This window comes from Acinetobacter sp. LF10 (assembly GCF_048585715.1).
GTDB lineage: Bacteria > Pseudomonadota > Gammaproteobacteria > Pseudomonadales > Moraxellaceae > Acinetobacter.
In genome coordinates, this window is record NZ_CP184160.1 from 20,967 (window position 1) to 37,782 (window position 16,816).

Consider the following 16,816-nt stretch of genomic DNA (forward strand, 5'->3'; position numbering starts at 1 on the left):
TGTGATTTATCACAGTTTACTGCAAGCTGACGAGGCTGTAGTTAATCATTAACAGATTAGAATTTGAGTCTGAAATAAATTGTTCAAACTCGATTAAATAGGAAGATAACAAGTAATTGTTAAATTAATATTTAATCTGAGAACTAGCAAAAACACTGAATCAAGCGTTTTGGTATATGAATTTAGATTGAAGCTGTATGGTGATTAAGTTCACAGACAACGAATAGTAGCAATTAAGTTTGCAACGCTAACACTGACTTGTATGTGTTAACGACTGTTTGGGGTTGTATAGTCAAGTAATTAAGTGCATGTGGTGGATGCCTTGGCAGTCAGAGGCGATGAAAGACGTAATAGCCTGCGATAAGCTCCGGGGAGGCGGCAAATATCCTTTGATCCGGAGATTTCTGAATGGGGGAACCCACCCGCTATAAGGCGGGTATCATAAGCTGAATACATAGGCTTATGAAGCGAACGAGGGGAAGTGAAACATCTCAGTACCCTTAGGAAAAGAAATCAATTGAGATTCCCTTAGTAGCGGCGAGCGAACGGGGAGCAGCCCATTAAGTTGTGTGTGTTTTAGTGGAACGCTCTGGGAAGTGCGAACGTAGAGGGTGATATTCCCGTACACGAAAGGGCACACACAATGATGACGAGTAGGGCGAGGCACGTGAAACCTTGTCTGAATATGGGGGGACCATCCTCCAAGGCTAAATACTCCTGACTGACCGATAGTGAACCAGTACCGTGAGGGAAAGGCGAAAAGAACCCCTGTGAGGGGAGTGAAATAGATCCTGAAACCGCATGCATACAAGCAGTGGGAGCCGACTAGTTCGGTGACTGCGTACCTTTTGTATAATGGGTCAGCGACTTATATTCAGTAGCAAGGTTAACCGAATAGGGGAGCCGTAGAGAAATCGAGTCTTAATAGGGCGTTTAGTTGCTGGGTATAGACCCGAAACCAGGCGATCTATCCATGAGCAGGTTGAAGGTTGGGTAACACTAACTGGAGGACCGAACCCACTGTCGTTGAAAAGCCAGGGGATGACTTGTGGATAGGGGTGAAAGGCTAATCAAGCCTGGTGATAGCTGGTTCTCCCCGAAAGCTATTTAGGTAGCGCCTCGGACGAATACCATTGGGGGTAGAGCACTGTTTCGGCTAGGGGGTCATCCCGACTTACCAAACCGATGCAAACTCCGAATACCAATGAGTACTATCCGGGAGACAGACTGCGGGTGCTAACGTCCGTAGTCAAGAGGAAAACAATCCAGACCGCCAGCTAAGGCCCCAAAATCATAGTTAAGTGGGAAACGATGTGGGAAGGCATAGACAGCTAGGAGGTTGGCTTAGAAGCAGCCACCCTTTAAAGAAAGCGTAATAGCTCACTAGTCGAGTCGGCCTGCGCGGAAGATGTAACGGGGCTAAAACTATGTGCCGAAGCTGCGGATTTGACATTAGTCAAGTGGTAGGGGAGCGTTCTGTAAGCCGATGAAGGTGTATTGAGAAGTATGCTGGAGGTATCAGAAGTGCGAATGCTGACGTGAGTAACGACAAAACGGGTGAAAAACCCGTTCGCTGAAAGACCAAGGGTTCCAGTCCAACGTTAATCGGGGCTGGGTGAGTCGACCCCTAAGGCGAGGCCGAGAGGCGTAGTCGATGGGAAATTGGTTAATATTCCAATACTTCTGTGTAATGCGATGAGAGGACGGAGAAGGTTAAGTCAGCCTGGCGTTGGTTGTCCAGGTGGAAGGTTGTAGGCATGTATCTTAGGCAAATCCGGGGTACTCTATGCTGAGAACTGATAGCAAGCTGTACTTGTACAGTGAAGTGGCTGATACCATGCTTCCAGGAAAAGTCTCTAAGCTTCAGTTACACAGGAATCGTACCCGAAACCGACACAGGTGGTCAGGTCGAGTAGACCAAAGCGCTTGAGAGAACTCTGCTGAAGGAACTAGGCAAAATGGTACCGTAACTTCGGGAGAAGGTACGCTGCTGACGGTGATGGGACTTGCTCCCTGAGCTATTGGCAGCCACAGAAACCAGGCCGCTGCAACTGTTTATTAAAAACATAGCACTCTGCAAACACGAAAGTGGACGTATAGGGTGTGATGCCTGCCCGGTGCTGGAAGGTTAATTGATGGGGTTAGCGTAAGCGAAGCTCTTGATCGAAGCCCCAGTAAACGGCGGCCGTAACTATAACGGTCCTAAGGTAGCGAAATTCCTTGTCGGGTAAGTTCCGACCTGCACGAATGGCATAATGATGGCGGCGCTGTCTCCAGCAGAGGCTCAGTGAAATCGAAATCGCTGTGAAGATGCAGTGTACCCGCGGCTAGACGGAAAGACCCCGTGAACCTTTACTGCAGCTTGACATTGAACTTTGACCTTACTTGTGTAGGATAGGTGGGAGGCTTTGAAGTTGGAACGCTAGTTCCAATGGAGCCGTCCTTGAAATACCACCCTGGTAATGTTGAGGTTCTAACTCTGCCCCGTAATCCGGGGCGAGGACCATGTCTGGTGGGTAGTTTGACTGGGGCGGTCTCCTCCTAAAGAGTAACGGAGGAGTACGAAGGTGCGCTCAGCGTGGTCGGAAATCACGCGTAGAGTATAAAGGCAAAAGCGCGCTTAACTGCGAGACCCACAAGTCGAGCAGGTACGAAAGTAGGTCTTAGTGATCCGGTGGTTCTGTATGGAAGGGCCATCGCTCAACGGATAAAAGGTACTCTGGGGATAACAGGCTGATACCGCCCAAGAGTTCATATCGACGGCGGTGTTTGGCACCTCGATGTCGGCTCATCTCATCCTGGGGCTGAAGCAGGTCCCAAGGGTATGGCTGTTCGCCATTTAAAGAGGTACGCGAGCTGGGTTTAGAACGTCGTGAGACAGTTCGGTCCCTATCTACCGTGGGCGCTGGAAATTTGAGAGGATCTGCTCCTAGTACGAGAGGACCAGAGTGGACGAACCTCTGGTGTACCGGTTGTGACGCCAGTCGCATCGCCGGGTAGCTATGTTCGGAAGGGATAACCGCTGAAAGCATCTAAGCGGGAAGCCTACCTCAAGATAAGATTTCCCTAGGAATTTATTCCTCTAAAGAGCCGTTCGAGACTAGGACGTTGATAGGTTGGGTGTGGAAGCACGGTGACGTGTGAAGCTGACCAATACTAATTGCTCGTGAGGCTTGACTATACAACACCCAAACAGTTGTTGTATTCAAGATAAATTCAATACATAACTTGATTTAGTGTGAAAACTAGTTAAAATGCTGAACACAAAGTTAGACTCAATATCTAATCCGTTAATAACTCATTTGGAAAAAGCCTTGGCATAGATAAGACCAAAGCAAGTATCCATAAACAGTTTGCTGGCGACAATAGCAAGAGTGAACCACCTGATCCCTTCCCGAACTCAGAAGTGAAACCTCTTAGCGCTGATGGTAGTGTGGCGTTTGCCATGTGAGAGTAAGTCATCGCCAGCTTTTAAATAATAAACACCCCCAACCTAACAGTTGGGGGTGTTTTTTATTGGGGCAGAATAAATAAATTGGCTTGTGTTAATATCCCTCTATATTTGTCTAGGGAGATGGAGTAGATATGAAAAAAGGCTTGTTGGTATTGGTTGTTAGCTTATTAGTTTCAAGTATGGCTTTTGCAATCAATGACTTGGATACAGGTCTAAAAGCTTATTATCAGAAGAATTATAAAGTTGCTTTTGACAGTTTTGAAAAATCAGCAAAGACGGGAAACGTTCAGGCAATACACTATTTAGCAAGTTTGTATTTTCAAGGCTTAGGTGTCCCCAAGAATGTAGAGAAGGCTTTTAACTTATTTAATCAATCTGCTCAAAAAGGTTATGCTCCCTCCTTAGCAAATCTTTCGATTATGTATTATGAAGGTATTGGAGTACAAAAAAATCCGGAAAAGGGTTTTGAATATACTGAAAAGGCTGCGAATGCAGGAGATTTGCAATCTCAATTTAATTTAGGTAATGCTTTTCGCAAAGGGAACTTTATTAAACAAGATTATACTAAAGCTGCTTTTTGGTATGAAAAATCAGCAAAAGCTGGCTATTCTTTTTCTCAAAATGAGTATGGTTTATTATTTGCTCAAGGTTTAGGCGTTGAACAAGACTATTATAAAGCTTACGCATGGATCAGTGTTTCAGCTGAAACCGAAAATGATCAGGCAATTAAAAATTTGAAGAATTTTACTCAAATTTTTAATATTCAAGAAATGAAGAAGGCTAAGGAGCTAGCTGATCAGTATAAAACACTTTATCTTAAATAAAAAAATTAGGTATTTCTGATGAAACTCAACTCTTTTTCTCCACTGCCTGAAGATGATGAAGAACTGCATCTTCCTGAGCTAGTGTATTGGGCATCCCTTGGTGATGTGGAACAAGTCGAGCAATTATTGGTAGAGGGAATAGATCCAAACCAGATCGATGATGAAGGTTATAGCGCGCTTCAAGCTGCTGCCGAGAATGATCATTTAGCAGTGGTGAAGCTACTGGTGAGCAAAGGGGCTAATGTCGCTTATAAAGGTGAATACACCGCCTTACAGCTTGCTGAAATGGCAGAAAATACCGATGTGGTTGCGTATTTAAAAAGTCTTTGAGTCACGTATAAAAATGACAGATAAAAAAGAAGCCCCATCATCCTGACGGGGCTTCTTAGTATTCAGTTTCTTGTCGTTTATATTCCTTATGAACGACCGCTTCCTGCGTATCTTGTTATTTTCAATGAGACTTCCTGTCACTCTATGATTTGTATGATATGTGAAAACTTTAGAATGGGATATTCGCCAATCGCTGCGATTGTTGTAGGTTTTGGCTTACATCGATGCGGCAGAATAAAAAACGGAATCAGAAGCTTCCGTTTCTCATCTTATTACGATTTAGAAATGAACATCTAAACCGATATAAGGACCTTTAAAATTAAATTTAAGATCGTTTTTTTCGTAGTCATCTAATTTAATGTCTAAGATACGGTAGCCAGCTTTCAAGCCAACATCGACCAATAGATTATCAATAAAGTTGTATTGTAATTCGGTTTGTGCATCAGTAATTTTGGTATCATTGATGTTGCTATATAACAATTCAGCTTTAGCACTCAAGCCTGTAAATGGTAATTTTACCCCTGCTGATCCATAGATCACAGGAACAGTTTTATCGATGTCTGTTTTGCTTAAACCGAGTGTTTTAACATCACCATTTAAACTGGTTGCACCTAAACCAACATCTGCATTTACGATGGTATCCAAGATTTCATAATATAAAATGAAATCGGTATGGTCTATGTTCAAGTCATAAACTGGCCGACCTGCAACTTCATTTTCAGTTTGTGATTTTAAATTCACATAGCGAATTTTTGCATTTGGAATCAGTGGAATCGGGTGCTCAAATGCAAGCGAAACCTGTGCAGATCCCTTACGATCAAGGTCTTGATCTGGTGCAGATGTTTGTGCAGCTACATTGGCTTCACCGTTGTAATTCCAGTAGCTGAGATCGCCTTTTACACCAATCATATCTGCTTGTGCTAGACTACACAGACTTGTCCCTAAAGCTAAGATTGATATTTTTAATATTTTCATTTGATTGTCCTAATTCATATCAAAAACCGTAATGAATTGTTGTGAATTCATCAGTGATTGGGCGAATCATATAGTGATAATTGAAAATATACAGTAGTCTAATTTTAAATTTTGATAATGGGATGAAGAATAATGACCGATGCACAAAATGTTGTGGATTATCCTTTGTATGTTGCAGGAAAAGCAGTAACGACAGGTCAATGGTTAGAAGTTCATGATAAATATACTAATACGGTCTATGCTAGAGTTGCGTTAGCAGATGAAAAAGTGTTGGAAAAAGCAATTTCTGCATCAGTTAAAGCTGAGGTAGATATGGCGACTCTTAAGCCATTTGAAAAACAAAAAGTTCTATTACATTGCGTTAAACGTTTTAATGAATTACGTGAAGAATTGACAGAAATATTGATTGTTGAAGGGGGTAAGCCGCGAGGTGCTGCAAGTGCAGAAGTGGAACGTCTGATAAATACTTTCCAATTGGCTGCAGATGCGGTCACACAACTTGATGATGGTCGAATGTTGCCTTTGGCAGTAACGCCTGCGGCTGCTCGTTTTCGAGGTATGGTTAAGCATGTGCCAATTGGTGCAGTTTCGCTGATTAGCCCATTTAATTTCCCTTTAAATCTGGTGGCACACAAGATCGCACCTGCAATTGCAGCAGGTTGTCCATTTGTATTGAAGCCTGCGAGTTTGACACCGATCAGTGCATTAATGATTGCCAAAGTTTTGGCGGAAACTGATTTACCCAAAGGCTCATGGTCAGTGTTGCCTTGTGATCGCCAAGCAGCGGATATTTTGGTAACAGATGATCGATTTAAATTACTCAGCTTTACGGGGTCAGATCAGGTTGGTTGGGACATGAAAGCGCGTGCAGGGCGTAAGAAAGTTACTTTGGAACTGGGTGGGAACGCTGCGGTTCTGATCGATGCAGATACCGTGATTGATGAGGCGCTGATTGATCGTTTGATCAGTGCCGCTTATGCACATGCAGGGCAAGTCTGTATCAGTGTACAACGGATTTTAGTTCATGCTGATCTTTATGTGGAAGTGAAAAAGAAACTGATTGCTAAACTGAAAAAAATTAAAGTAGATGATCCAAAGCTCAATACCACATTAGTAGGTCCGATGATTAAGGAAGCTGAAGCTGTTCGCTTGAAAAAATGGGTTGATAAAGCCGAGAAAAAAGGGGCAAAGGTTCTGACGGGAGGACATTTACAAGGGGTATTATTTGAACCAACCTTACTGGAAAATGTTGATCCCAAGCTAGAAATTTATAAGGATGAAGCATTTGGCCCGATTGCTATTTTAGAAAAATTTAAAGAGTTTGAGCAGGGTATTAATACAATTAATCAAAGTCGTTTTGGTTTACAGGCAGGGGTATATACGCAAAATCTGAATAAAATGCTGTATGCATGGGATCATTTGCATGTTGGTGGAGTCATCATTAATGATGTGCCTACATTCCGTGTCGATAACATGCCTTATGGTGGCGTGAAGGATTCTGGATTAGGTCGCGAAGGAATTCACTCAGCGATTCGTGATATGCAAGAAGAACGCTTGCTCGCAATTAAACAATAAAATAGAAGTTCAAGCGGAGTTCTGGCTTCGCTTGATTAGTTTATATACTTGATTTTATAAATTGACTGTAAGGTCAAAATTTCATTCAGTTAAAAAATAATCAGTTATTTAAAAAACATAATTTTTCAGACAGAAATTACAGTAAAAAGAAATAAAAACAGGTATTGTTCGGCTATTAAAAAGCAGAAAAACAAAATCCAATCTTTAAGGAAGATGGTTTGGTTTTTGCTTGTTTGTTCATGAAAGTGAGAGGCCCACAAGGTTGGAATTTCATGCAAGCAAAACGATATTTTTTATGGCACTTTTCATGTCTGTTGGATAATAAAACCTAACGCAGTATGAAAAATGCCAGCAGTAAATTTTTAGGTGTTATATGGCAGATTCTCGTGAAAACTGGACATCACGATCTGGTTTTATTATTGCAGCTGTTGGTTCGGCTGTAGGTTTAGGTAATATTTGGCGCTTTCCTTATGTTGCCTACGAAAATGGTGGTGGTGCGTTTCTTATTCCGTATTTACTCGCACTAATTACGGCTGGTTTACCTCTTTTATTTTTAGATTATGCGACAGGTCATCGTGCGCGTAATTCACCTCCAAAAGCTTATAGAGCGTTATTTAAAGGTGGTGAAACATTAGGTTGGTGGCAAGTCTGTGTCTGTATCATTATCGGTTTGTACTATGCCAGCGTACTGACATGGGCGGGAAGTTATGTGTATTTCTCGATTGGTCAGGCGTGGGGCAGTGACCCAGAAAGTTTCTTCTTTAATACGTACTTACAGACCTCTAAAGCAACTGGCTTTGATTTGCAGTTTGTCAGTCATTTATTTTGGCCGATCGTTGGTATTTGGGCATTAACATTAATTATTCTTTATGGTGGCGTTAAAAAAGGCGTTGAATTATCAAATAAGATTTGCATGCCTTTATTATTCGTTCTGTTCACAGTTTTGGTGATTCAATCATTACGTTTACCTGGTGCAGCTGAAGGCTTAAATGCATTTTTCACTCCGAACTGGTCTGCAATGATGGATTATAAAGTGTGGTTAGCTGCTTATGGGCACACTTTCTTCTCATTATCTGTTGGCTTCGGGATCATGGTGACATACTCCTCTTACTTAAAGCCGAAAACCAATTTAACAGGCTCGGGTTTGATCGTTGGTTTTGCTAATGCTTCAACTGAGATCTTGGCAGGTATTGGTATTTTTGCAGCATTGGGTTTTATGGCTCATGCGGCGGGGAAAGAAGTACATGATGTTGTCAGTGGTGGTATTGGTCTAGCATTTATTGCCTTTCCAAAAATCATTTCAAGCTTGGGTGCAGGTGCAGATTTATTTGGTCTATTGTTCTTCTCTTCGCTTTTTGTCGCAGGTATTTCTTCCATGGTCAGTATCTTGGAAGTACCGATTGCAGCCATGCAAGATAAGTTAAAATGGAGTCGTAAGAAAGCAGTAACCATCATTGGTGGTGGTAGCGCATTTGTTTCAGTTATCTTATTCTCAAGCGTAAATGCGATTAAACTGGTGGATATTGTGGATCACTTTATCAATAACATCGGGATTATTGGTGGTGCATTATTATCCATCATCAGTGTGGCTTGGTTTAAGCGTTCAGCTTTAATCGAACTTCGTGATCATGTGAACCGTATTTCGACGATTCAATTGGGTAAAGGTTGGGATTTCACTTTAACTGTGATCACGTCTTTGATCTTATTAACCACATTGAGCATGACTGTGTTTAACTTGGTCAAAAATGGTTACGATACGTATAGCATGAGCTTGCAAGGTGTCTTTGGGTGGGGCAGTGTGATTTTCTGTGCTGTCGTTGCAGTTATACTCAGCAAAATGAAAGATCGCTAGGAGCGCAGTTATGAATACTTCAGCAATCGTGATGATGATCATTTCAATGGTGTTTTTATGGGGCGGACTTGCTTTGTCTATCCTACACTTGATGAAACATCCAGAAGAGCTTGATGACGTTCTGGAAGAAGTCAAAGACCAACATACGCTGTAAATTAATTTAAAAAAAGCAGGCTTTCAGCCTGCTTTTTTTATTACGCCACTTTTTTAATATGGCAATAATAGAAACCATCGCCAGAGTGCGCAGACGGTAATAATTGACGACCATAAGTCTGCTCAATCCCCCAATCTGCATTGATTTTGATTTCTTCTGCATCCGCATGTTCTGCAAAGAATGCCGCCATTTGCTGCTCATTTTCAGCCTTTAGAAGCGAGCAGGTGATATACAACAACGTCCCACCAACTTTGAGCTGTTGCCACATCTGCTGCAAAATCTGTTGCTGTAAGGCCACTGTTTGCGCGATATCGGTTGATTGTCTTAACAGACGAATATCGGGGTGGCGACGAATCACACCTGTTGCAGAACAAGGCGCATCCAGCACGATACAATCAACCAGTTCCTGTGCCTGCCACGTGGTGGCATCAGCGGTAATAATTTCAACATTGTCCTGATCTAGGGCAAGACGTTCTAAATTTTCAGAAACACGCAATAAACGTTTGGCATCATGATCAAGTGCAATCAATTTTTTAGGATTAAAGCGCTCAAGGATATGTGCGGCTTTACCCCCTGGTGCAGCACAGGCATCGACAACAACTTTATTATCTAAGTTCGGTAAAAGCGTCGCGCACAATTGTGCATGTTCATCTTGAACAGAAAAACCACCTTCTTCGAAACCGGGTAAATGGGTAATATTGCCCGTTTGCTCCAAAACAATGCCAACATCTGAAAGCGTGCAAGGACGAGCATCAATCTGCTCTTCGTCCAAGATCTCTAAATATTCGTTGCGACTGACTTGGCGTTCATTGATGCGGAGAGTTAGTGGAGCGACTTGTTTTAAGGCTTGGCATAGAGTCTCTGCTTGCTCAGGCCAATCTTTTTTAAGTCGCTTGAATAACCAACTTGGTAAACCATGCGTATTATTCAACGCTGTTTCAAACTCAGCTGTTTCACGTGAAACACGACGCAGAATCGCATTGACCAAACCACTCATTGGTTCGAAACCGAGTTGCTTAGCCGCATTTACCGTTTCTGAAATCGCAGCATGTACAGGAATACGGGTACATAAAATTTGATATAAACCTAGATATAAACAACTTTCTAGTGCTTCATTGTCTAATGGTTTCGTAAGCAATGGTAGAGTAATTGCTTTTAAAGAAAACCATTGGCGTAAACACCCTAAAGTAAGCTCGTGATATAAACCACGGTCACGTTCAGAAACAATATTGATATGTTGATTTAAAACAGAAGCCAAAGATTGCCCATTTTGAACAGCCAAAAGTGTTTTAATCACTTGCGCACGCAGGTTCAAATTTTTTGTAGATGATTGATTCGATTGGCTCATGGGAGAATTTGTCCAAGATGTAATTTCTGGGTTTGGCTAATTTGAACTGGATTGAGGGCTTTAGCACCTGGCCATTGCAAACTGGTTAAGCACACTGCGCTATTGTCGCCACAGGCAACATGTACGCCTTGTTTATCAATTCCTATGATTTCCCCCAATTGAGCATCCGTTTTACTGTGTTCAGAAAGGATCGAATTCCAAACCCTTAAAGCATTGTTTTCATCCAGTTGGATAAAAGCCACTGGCCAAGGATTAAAAGCACGAATATTACGATCGATTTGAACTGCATCTACAGTCCAATCGATACGGGCTTCGGCTTTGACTAATTTATGTGCATAAACGGTCAGTGCTTCATCTTGTACTTCACGTTTTTCAATAAAATCCTGCAAGCTTTGTTCAGATTCGAGTACGGTACAAATCGCTTCTGCACCTTGAAGCGCCAATTTGTCATGCAGGCTAGCAGACGTATCTTCGGCGGTGATTGGGCAGTAGGTTTTATACATCATATCACCCGTATCTAAGCCTGCCGCCATTTGCATGATGGTGATGCCCGTTTCAGTATCACCTGTTGCGATTGCACGTTGAATTGGTGCAGCACCACGCCAGCGGGGTAATAGTGAACCATGGATATTTAAACAGCCATATTTAGGGGTATCTAAAACCGCTTGCGGTAAGATTAAACCATAGGCTGCAACCACCATCACATCAGCACCTAGAGCAGCAAGTTCTTGTCGAGCTGCCAAGCCTTCTTCGGTAGACGCTTTAAAATTCAAAGGTTGGTAAACGGGTAAATCGTGTTCAAGTGCCAATTGTTTAACAGGCGATGGCGTTAATTTTTGACCACGTCCTGATTTACGGTCAGGCTGGGTATAAACAGCAATAATTTGGTGTGATGTTTTTAATAATGCCGCTAATGCAGTTGCTGCAAATTCAGGTGTACCAGCAAAAATGATTTTCACAAATGGAATCCAAATAAAACTTATCGCAAATTATAAGCGAAAAAGCGATAAGCCCCTAATTCAGGGCATGAATTGCTTTTGAGCAAAAAAAGATAGGCCTGTTGGTCATCTGTTAAACGATAACTTGTAGTATGATGCAAAGAGCTCAGTATCATTTCGCCAGAGAGAATGTCCTATTCTTCTCGAGCACAAACTTGTTGGGAATCAAAAATGCCTGATTATCGTTCGAAAACATCAACACATGGAAGAAATATGGCTGGCGCGCGCGGTTTATGGCGTGCGACAGGTATGAAAGATGAAGATTTTGGCAAACCAATTATTGCGGTGGTCAATTCATTTACCCAATTTGTTCCTGGACATGTGCATCTTAAAGATTTAGGGCAACTGGTTGCACGAGAAATTGAAGCTTCTGGTGGTGTCGCAAAAGAATTTAATACCATTGCCGTTGATGACGGGATTGCCATGGGCCATGACGGGATGCTGTATTCACTACCATCACGTGATTTAATTGCCGATTCTGTAGAATACATGGTCAATGCCCATTGTGCCGATGCAATGGTGTGTATCTCGAACTGTGACAAGATCACACCGGGAATGCTGATGGCAGCAATGCGCTTGAATATCCCAGTGGTGTTCGTGTCTGGCGGTCCTATGGAAGCGGGTAAAGTCAAATTCCGTGGTAATGAAAAAGCCATTGACCTTGTTGATGCCATGGTCGTTGCAGCAGATGAAAGCTATACCGATGAAGAAGTTGCAGCATTTGAGCGTTCGGCATGTCCAACTTGTGGTTCATGTTCGGGTATGTTTACTGCAAACTCAATGAACTGTTTAACTGAAGCTTTGGGTTTATCATTGCCGGGTAATGGTTCTATTGTTGCAACACATGCCAACCGTGAAAAATTGTTCTTAAAAGCGGGTCGTTTAGTAGTTGAACTGGCGAAACGTTATTATGAACAAAATGACGACAGCATTCTGCCACGTTCAATTGCAACCAAAGCAGCATTTGAAAATGCGATGACTTTGGATATTGCAATGGGTGGTTCTACCAATACCGTATTGCATTTGCTTGCTGCTGCACATGAAGCAGAAGTTGATTTCACTATGGATGATATCGACAATTTATCTCGTAAAGTACCTGTATTGTCTAAAGTTGCACCTGCAAAGTCAGATGTGCATATGGAAGATGTACACCGTGCTGGGGGTATCATGGCGATCTTGGGTGAACTCGATCGTGCTAACTTACTGAACACCTCTTGCCCAACGGTACATGAACCTACTCTGAAAGATGCCTTAGACAAGTGGGATATTATCCGCACTGAAGATGCTGATGTTTATGAGTTCTATCGCTCATCACCGGGTGGTGTTCCAACTCAAGTGGCATTCTCACAAAACCGTTATTATTCAACTTTGGATGGTGACCGTGAGAAAGGTGTGATTCGTAATGCTGAACATGCTTTCTCTAAAGACGGCGGCTTGGCAGTCCTTTACGGTAACATTGCTTTAGATGGCTGTATTGTGAAAACTGCGGGTGTGGATGAGTCGATTCTTAAATTCACCGGTACAGCGCGTGTTTTTGAAAGCCAAGATTCAGCGGTTGAAGCGATTTTAGATCATAAGATCGTGGCAGGTGACATCGTTGTCATTCGTTATGAAGGCCCACGTGGTGGTCCAGGCATGCAGGAAATGTTGTACCCAACCAGTTACTTGAAGTCGAAAGGTTTGGGTAAGGACTGTGCATTGATTACTGATGGTCGCTTCTCTGGTGGTTCTTCAGGTTTATCAATTGGTCACGTGTCTCCAGAAGCAGCGGAAGGTGGTGCAATTGGTCTGGTTGAAGATGGTGATACCATCCAAATCGATATTCCGAATCGTACCATTCACCTTGATGTAGATGATGCAACGATGGCACATCGCCGTACAGCTCAAGAAGCCAAAGGTTGGCATCCAGAGGAAGAGCGTAAGCGTAAAGTTTCAAAATCTTTGAAAATTTATGCTTTGCATTCAACCAGTGCTGCGAAAGGTGCTGTACGCGTTCTGTAAACTATTGCTAAGCGACAATGTTTATCATCCCTCTTTATTACGATAAAGAGGGACTTTTTTCTGATTTTATAAGATACTCATTATACTTATTTGCTCACTTGTTTGAATTCAAGTTAGAGAAAGCTTATCCATTCATCACTTTATAATCATTAGAGGCGATCGACATGTCTTTGTTACGTCGTTGGTTTGATCCCATCCGATCGAGTTGGTTCTATCAAAAACCTTCTCGTCAGGCGGTGTTGCCCACGGAACAGGGTTTAAGTATTTACCTGCGTTTAGACGATGTTTATAGCTATCTTGCAGTACAACAGCTTGATCAGCTCAATGAAATTTTGAGTGATGAACTAAAACCTTTAAAAGTGATTATTTCAAGACAGGGTGCTGAGCCTCCTAATGGTATGTCAGAACAAGATTGGCAGAGTTATTGTTTAAATGATGCTAAAACTCTCGCCAAACAACATCGGTTTGGTTTCGATGAAACCCCTGAAATACCTAGTCCAGAAGCATTACAACAAGCAGAAATAATTCTAAAAAATACTCCTCTTAGAGAACAAAGTTTTTTACATTTACTCGAAGATGTATTCCACATGTTATGGCAACAACAATATGGGAAATTACGTACTCTTTATGCGATGGCAAGTCAGCATCAAACACCTCAAGATTATCCTGAACGTATTTTTAAAGATGTGCCTGTTGCAGCCAGTTACTTCGAATTTGGTGAGCGTAAATATCAGGCCGTTGATGATCTATTACGCCTTACACGCCGTTTGAAACAACAAAAATTACTCACCGGAAATCCAATTTTTCTGATAAATCATATCGAATGGCGTGAGCATCTCATTAATGACGGTGAGTCACTGACAGAAGTCCAAAGCTTACATCCAGAATTAGATCTGTATATTGCGCTTGAAGACCCTATGAGTTGGCTATTATTGGCTTATATCAAAGAAGAATTGGCCAATTATTATAATATTCAATTGAGCGTTTATCCGCTGAGCTATCATGGGCGAGATTGGTTTGACTGGAGTTTGGCGACCCGTGTTTCCAAACGTACACAGGTCGCATTCACCCCATTCTGTCGGCCTACCAAAGAAGCGACTTATGAAATGGCAAAACTATTTTATAGCGTGCCTGAAGAAGAACAGATCGATTGTATTCATGAGATATTGCAAGGTGTTTGGACGCGTGGCAAAGATCTTTCTTTCAAAACCCACTTTCAACGTATGCAGAAGCGTTTAGAGATTGACAACATTACCGAACAAGATGTTGAAGCTTTGTTGAAACAGAATGATGAACTCTGTCAGCAAAAGCATCAGCCAGATTTTCCTGTATTGGAATTACGTATAGATGGGCAAAGTTATGTGTTTAATAGCTTGTATCGGGTTTGGATGATTGAAAGTATCATTAGTAATGTACTTGAAGAAAAATATAAGCAAGAGAGTGAAGAATAGTTGATTTTCCTCAATAAAAAGCTTTAATAGGAATTGCTTGAAAAAACTAATAAATAGGAAATAAAGATGGGAACTTGGTCACATGAACCATTTGGGAATGACACGGCAAATGATTGGGCTGACGAATTAGAAGATGCGACTGATTTTTCAGTCATTGAAGCTACTTTACAGACGGCATTGGATGAAGGACAAGAATATCTTGATGCAGATGTTGCGATGGAAGCTCTAGCTGCGATAGAAGTGCTTGCCAAGAGTCTGGGTCATGGTACTCAAACAGATGTTTATACTGAGAAAGTAGATGAGTGGCTTGAGTCAGTTTCACTGAAACCAAGCGCAGATTTATTACTACAAGCTCAGCAAGTACTTGTTTTGGTTTTGTCAGATCAGTCTGAATTAAAAGATTTATGGCAGGAAGCGGATGATTATGAGATTTGGTTAGCCAGTATCCAACAGCTCAAAGATGCGCTTCATTAAGTACATCGAAGAATAAAAAAGGCAGCCTTAGCTGCCTTCAATTTTTTAGTTTTTGTCTTTTAAACTGAATAACAAGTTTAAGAAAATTGCCGCAAAAGTTGCGGTTCCAATTCCCCCTAAATTAAAGCTACCAAACAGTAATTCAAAGTTACCTGCACCTAAAATAATGGTGACAGATGCAACAATAAGGTTTTTATTATTAGAAAAATCGACTTTATTTTCGATCCAAATTTTAGCACCTGCAATAGTGATTAAACCAAATACTACGATCGAAGCACCCGTGAGGACTGCTGTCGGGATAGTACTAATCACTGCACCAAATTTTGGTGACAGCCCCAAGAAAATTGCAAATACGCCAGCGATTACAAACACAATCGTAGAATAAACACGGGTCACTGCCATCACACCAATATTTTCACCATAGGTGGTCATCCCTGGTGCGCCAACACTACCCGATAACGTTGTGGCCAAACCATCCGCAACAAAAGCTTTACCCAGTTGAGGTGTAAGATCTTCGCCTGTCATTGAACCGACTGCTTTGATATGACCTAAATTTTCAGCCACTAAAATTAAGGCAACAGGCGCAATGATTAAAATGGCATTCAGATCAAAAGTTGGGTGTGAAAAAGTTGGGATACCAAACCAAGGTGCGGCTGCGATTTGTGAGAAATCAATCGGTTTACCAAATCCTAGAATATTTGTTGCAACCACATATACGGCATAAGCAATCAATAGACCGACCAACAATAACAAGCGCTGTAATAGACCTTTGGTAAATACGGCGATGATGCCCATGCTTAATACAGTGATGAGTGCCATCCACATTTCAAAAGGTTGTCCAGCAACGCCTTTAATAGTAACGGGTGCAAGGTTGAGACCAATAATCATCACCACAGCACCTGTGACGACAGGTGGCATGAGTTTCTCAATCCAGCGTGTTCCTGTCAGCATCACAGCAAAGCCGATCAAGGCATAAAAAATACCACAGGCAACAATGCCCCCAAGCGCAACGGCTAGGTTTGGGTTAGCACCTGATCCTGTAACGTGACCTGTCGCTGCTGCAACAACACCGATAAAGGCAAAGCTTGAGCCTAAATAACTTGGAACACGTCCACCCGTGATCAAGAAGAAAATAATGGTACAAATCCCTGACATTAAAATGGCAAGGTTCGGGCTAAAACCCATGAGGAGGGGTGCAAGTACAGTGGCACCAAACATTGCAAATGCGTGTTGTACCCCTAATACCGCACTTTGTAAGGGCGGTAAATATTCGTTTGTCGCAACAGGGCGATGATCAATCTTTCCCTGATACGGCTGCCATTTTGGAAACCAATTTGACATAGATGAGACTCATTATGTGATATCAGCCAGTATGATACC

Annotated in this window: 12 protein-coding genes and 2 rRNA genes; 10 read left to right on the forward strand and 4 right to left on the reverse strand. The window is 42.0% G+C overall.

Annotated elements, in window-relative coordinates; genetic code table 11:
* The first annotated feature begins 290 nt into the window (after positions 1-290).
* The 4 genes from ACN19N_RS00095 (at position 291) to ACN19N_RS00110 (ending at position 4,608) form a co-directional block, all read left to right on the forward strand.
* A 23S ribosomal RNA gene (locus tag ACN19N_RS00095) occupies positions 291-3,181 on the forward strand.
* A gap of 174 nt (positions 3,182-3,355) precedes the next feature.
* Positions 3,356-3,470, forward strand: a 5S ribosomal RNA gene (gene rrf / locus ACN19N_RS00100).
* Positions 3,471-3,585: 115 nt separating this feature from the next.
* Positions 3,586-4,278, forward strand: a complete 693-nt coding sequence (locus ACN19N_RS00105; RefSeq protein WP_420001737.1) for a tetratricopeptide repeat protein — start codon at positions 3,586-3,588, stop codon at positions 4,276-4,278.
* Between the two features lie 18 nt (positions 4,279-4,296).
* Positions 4,297-4,608, forward strand: a complete 312-nt coding sequence (locus tag ACN19N_RS00110; protein WP_420001738.1) for an ankyrin repeat domain-containing protein — start codon at positions 4,297-4,299, stop codon at positions 4,606-4,608.
* A 279-nt stretch (positions 4,609-4,887) separates the two neighbouring features.
* Here ACN19N_RS00110 and ACN19N_RS00115 read toward each other — a convergent pair whose 3' ends face one another.
* On the reverse strand, positions 4,888-5,583 hold the full coding sequence (locus ACN19N_RS00115; RefSeq protein WP_269238768.1) for a TIGR04219 family outer membrane beta-barrel protein: 696 nt from the start codon (positions 5,581-5,583) through the stop codon (positions 4,888-4,890).
* 132 nt (positions 5,584-5,715) lie between these two features.
* Between ACN19N_RS00115 and ACN19N_RS00120 the strand changes: the two genes are divergently transcribed.
* The 3 genes from ACN19N_RS00120 (at position 5,716) to ACN19N_RS00130 (ending at position 9,164) form a co-directional block, all read left to right on the forward strand.
* Positions 5,716-7,158 carry an aldehyde dehydrogenase family protein gene (locus ACN19N_RS00120; protein ID WP_293744005.1) on the forward strand — a complete coding sequence of 481 codons (1,443 nt, stop codon included), beginning with the start codon at positions 5,716-5,718 and terminating at the stop codon, positions 7,156-7,158.
* 373 nt (positions 7,159-7,531) lie between these two features.
* Positions 7,532-9,010, forward strand: coding sequence for a sodium-dependent transporter (locus tag ACN19N_RS00125; protein ID WP_269238766.1), 1,479 nt, complete (start codon positions 7,532-7,534; stop codon positions 9,008-9,010).
* 10 nt (positions 9,011-9,020) lie between these two features.
* Entirely contained in the window at positions 9,021-9,164 is a 144-nt protein-coding gene (locus ACN19N_RS00130; RefSeq protein WP_241334418.1) for a methionine/alanine import family NSS transporter small subunit, read from the forward strand.
* 40 nt (positions 9,165-9,204) lie between these two features.
* On the opposite strand, the gene rsmB is transcribed toward ACN19N_RS00130, so the two are convergent.
* Positions 9,205-10,512, reverse strand: coding sequence for a 16S rRNA (cytosine(967)-C(5))-methyltransferase RsmB (gene rsmB, locus ACN19N_RS00135; protein ID WP_420001739.1), 1,308 nt, complete (start codon positions 10,510-10,512; stop codon positions 9,205-9,207).
* Entirely contained in the window at positions 10,509-11,471 is a 963-nt protein-coding gene (gene fmt, locus ACN19N_RS00140) for a methionyl-tRNA formyltransferase (RefSeq protein WP_420001740.1), read from the reverse strand. The genes rsmB and fmt overlap by 4 nt, the downstream gene beginning before the upstream one ends.
* Positions 11,472-11,681: 210 nt before the next feature.
* Between fmt and ilvD the strand changes: the two genes are divergently transcribed.
* The 3 genes from ilvD (at position 11,682) to ACN19N_RS00155 (ending at position 15,436) form a co-directional block, all read left to right on the forward strand.
* Positions 11,682-13,511 (forward strand): dihydroxy-acid dehydratase, encoded by a 1,830-nt coding sequence (gene ilvD / locus ACN19N_RS00145; RefSeq protein WP_420001741.1) that lies wholly within the window; start codon positions 11,682-11,684, stop codon positions 13,509-13,511.
* A gap of 164 nt (positions 13,512-13,675) precedes the next feature.
* The gene (locus ACN19N_RS00150) at positions 13,676-14,962 is read left to right on the forward strand and encodes a hypothetical protein (RefSeq protein ID WP_269229254.1); all 1,287 of its coding nucleotides are present in this window, start codon (positions 13,676-13,678) and stop codon (positions 14,960-14,962) included.
* Positions 14,963-15,028: 66 nt separating this feature from the next.
* The gene (locus tag ACN19N_RS00155; protein ID WP_269229255.1) at positions 15,029-15,436 is read left to right on the forward strand and encodes a DUF4259 domain-containing protein; all 408 of its coding nucleotides are present in this window, start codon (positions 15,029-15,031) and stop codon (positions 15,434-15,436) included.
* Positions 15,437-15,481: 45 nt separating this feature from the next.
* On the opposite strand, the gene ACN19N_RS00160 is transcribed toward ACN19N_RS00155, so the two are convergent.
* Positions 15,482-16,777 carry a solute carrier family 23 protein gene (locus ACN19N_RS00160; protein ID WP_293744018.1) on the reverse strand — a complete coding sequence of 432 codons (1,296 nt, stop codon included), beginning with the start codon at positions 16,775-16,777 and terminating at the stop codon, positions 15,482-15,484.
* Positions 16,778-16,816: the final 39 nt, after the last annotated feature.

Bases quoted from the DNA above. Each gene is read 5' to 3' on its own strand.
- ACN19N_RS00160 (WP_293744018.1), bottom strand. From the start codon at position 16,777: ATGTCAAATTGGTTTCCAAAATGGCAGCCGTATCAGGGAAAGATTGAT.
- ACN19N_RS00150 (WP_269229254.1), top strand. From the start codon at position 13,676: ATGTCTTTGTTACGTCGTTGGTTTGATCCCATCCGATCGAGTTGGTTC.
- ACN19N_RS00120 (WP_293744005.1), top strand. From the start codon at position 5,716: ATGACCGATGCACAAAATGTTGTGGATTATCCTTTGTATGTTGCAGGA.
- ACN19N_RS00115 (WP_269238768.1), bottom strand. From the start codon at position 5,583: ATGAAAATATTAAAAATATCAATCTTAGCTTTAGGGACAAGTCTGTGT.
- rsmB (WP_420001739.1), bottom strand. From the start codon at position 10,512: ATGAGCCAATCGAATCAATCATCTACAAAAAATTTGAACCTGCGTGCG.
- ilvD (WP_420001741.1), top strand. From the start codon at position 11,682: ATGCCTGATTATCGTTCGAAAACATCAACACATGGAAGAAATATGGCT.
- ACN19N_RS00155 (WP_269229255.1), top strand. From the start codon at position 15,029: ATGGGAACTTGGTCACATGAACCATTTGGGAATGACACGGCAAATGAT.
- ACN19N_RS00105 (WP_420001737.1), top strand. From the start codon at position 3,586: ATGAAAAAAGGCTTGTTGGTATTGGTTGTTAGCTTATTAGTTTCAAGT.
- ACN19N_RS00130 (WP_241334418.1), top strand. From the start codon at position 9,021: ATGAATACTTCAGCAATCGTGATGATGATCATTTCAATGGTGTTTTTA.
- ACN19N_RS00110 (WP_420001738.1), top strand. From the start codon at position 4,297: ATGAAACTCAACTCTTTTTCTCCACTGCCTGAAGATGATGAAGAACTG.
- ACN19N_RS00125 (WP_269238766.1), top strand. From the start codon at position 7,532: ATGGCAGATTCTCGTGAAAACTGGACATCACGATCTGGTTTTATTATT.